Origin of the sequence: Bradyrhizobium frederickii, assembly GCF_004570865.1 — a bacterium.
Lineage (GTDB): Bacteria > Pseudomonadota > Alphaproteobacteria > Rhizobiales > Xanthobacteraceae > Bradyrhizobium > Bradyrhizobium frederickii.
On the sequence record NZ_SPQS01000120.1, the window covers coordinates 1 to 1,129 of the forward strand.

The 1,129-nt window shown below is 40.7% G+C and carries 2 protein-coding genes; one reads left to right on the forward strand and one right to left on the reverse strand.

The genetic code is table 11. From position 1 onward, the window contains the following. Positions 1-127: 127 nt before the first annotated feature. Complete coding sequence (locus tag E4K64_RS39900; protein ID WP_000281856.1) at positions 128-610, reverse strand: superinfection exclusion B family protein; 483 nt, start codon at positions 608-610, stop codon at positions 128-130. A gap of 266 nt (positions 611-876) precedes the next feature. Between E4K64_RS39900 and E4K64_RS39905 the strand changes: the two genes are divergently transcribed. Beyond that, positions 877-1,077, forward strand: coding sequence for an antirestriction Ral family protein (locus E4K64_RS39905; RefSeq protein ID WP_000213975.1), 201 nt, complete (start codon positions 877-879; stop codon positions 1,075-1,077). Positions 1,078-1,129: the final 52 nt, after the last annotated feature.

Here is a 1,129-nt window from a genome sequence, read left to right on the forward strand (position 1 = left end):
GATTGAAAGCAACCTGCAACGTATTGAGCGCAAGAATCAGCGCACATGGTACAGCAAGCCTGGCGAACGCGGCATAACATGCAGTGGACGCCAGAAAATTAAGGGAAAATCGATTCCTCTTATCTAGTTACTTAGATATTGGCCTTGGCTTTATCTCAATATTATATGGATCATAGCTGGCAACTAATTCAGTCCAGTAAATATCCTCAATAGGGAATAATATATGCTTTCCATTCCATCGGGAAAAAGTTTTGTTCAACACACCAAGCTCAATCAACTCACTAATGTATGGGAATTGTTTTGATGTAACCACATACTTCCTGCCTTCATTAAGGGCTGCGCACAAAACCATAGATTGCTCTTCTGTAAGGTTTTGAATTACTGATCGCACTTTATCGTTTTGCATCTTAATGCGTTTTCTTAGCTTAAATCGCTTATATCTGGCGCTGGCAATAGCTGATAATCGATGCACATTAATTGCTAGCGAAAATGCAAGAGCAAAGACGAAAACATGCCACACATGAGGAATACCGATTCTCTCATTAACATATTCAGGCCAGTTATCTGGGCTTAAAAGCAGAAGTCCAACCCAGATAACGATCATATACATGGTTCTCTCCAGAGGTTCATTACTGAACACTCGTCCGAGAATAACGAGTGGATCCATTTCTATACTCATCAAACTGTAGGGGTTGTAATAGTTTATCCGATTTCTCGCTGTAGGGGTACACGAGAACCACCGAGCCTGATGTGGTTAAAAGACAGGCACAATCTTTACTACCGCAATCCACTATTTAAGGTGATATATGGAAGAAGAATTTGAAGAGTTCGAAGAGCATCCTCAGGATGTGATGGAACAATACCAGGACTATCCGTATGACTACGACTATTGATAAAAATCAATGGTGTGGACAATTCAAGCGATGCAATGGATGCAAGCTGCAATCGGAATGCATGGTTAAGCCTGAAGAAATGTTTCCTGTAATGGAAGATGGGAAATATGTCGATAAATGGGCAATACGAACGACGGCAATGATTGCCAGAGAACTTGGTAAACAGAACAACAAAGCTGCCTGATAGTGGCCTTTATTTTTGGCATAAATAACAGAATAAACACTGCACTGTGTAT

What these genes read in the sequence shown, in the direction of transcription:
- E4K64_RS39900 (WP_000281856.1), bottom strand. Translation starts at nt 610, where the DNA reads ATGTATATGATCGTTATCTGGGTTGGACTTCTGCTTTTAAGCCCAGAT.
- E4K64_RS39905 (WP_000213975.1), top strand. Translation starts at nt 877, where the DNA reads ATGACTACGACTATTGATAAAAATCAATGGTGTGGACAATTCAAGCGA.